Source organism: Ralstonia sp. VS2407 (assembly GCF_052950655.1).
Genome location: NZ_JBRFVG010000116.1, coordinates 1 through 549 on the forward strand (window position 1 = coordinate 1; position 549 = coordinate 549).

Here is a 549-nt window from a genome sequence, read left to right on the forward strand (position 1 = left end):
GTTGCTGATCTTCGCGACGACGTCGGGCCTCAGAATGTAATCGATGAAGCGCAGCGCATGGTCCGCGTGCGCCGCACCTTTCGGAATCGCCATGCTGTCGAACCAGAACGGCGCGCCGGCCGAGGGCAGGCTGTAGACGATCTGCTGCCCGTTCTTCGCCTCGGCCGCGCGCCGCGCCGCGACAAGCACCGCGCCCGAGTAGCCGGTGACGACGCATACGTCGCCCGTCGCGAGATCGTTCATCACGGGCGTCGCGATGAACTGGCGGATCGTCGGCCGGATCTTCTTCATCATGTCGAGCGCCGCCTCATAGTCGCGCGGATCGGTCGTGTTCGGATCGCGGCCGATGTAGCGCAGCGCGAGCGGAAACACTTCGCTGCCCGCATCGTTGAACGCGATGCCGCAGCGCTCGAGCTTCGCCGCATACGCGGGATTGAAGATCAGCTCGAGCGTGTTCACGGGCAGCGGGCCGCCGAGCGCCTGCTTCACCTTCGCGACATTCAGCCCGAGCCCGAACGTGCCTTGCATGTACGGCACGCTGTACTGGTT

1 protein-coding gene is annotated in these 549 nt (G+C 65.6%); it reads right to left on the minus strand.

The genetic code is table 11. The annotated features are described in order from the left end of the window. Window positions 1–549: extracellular solute-binding protein (locus tag ACU8YE_RS24145; RefSeq protein ID WP_446929891.1), on the minus strand; the 549-nt coding region annotated here is incomplete at both ends.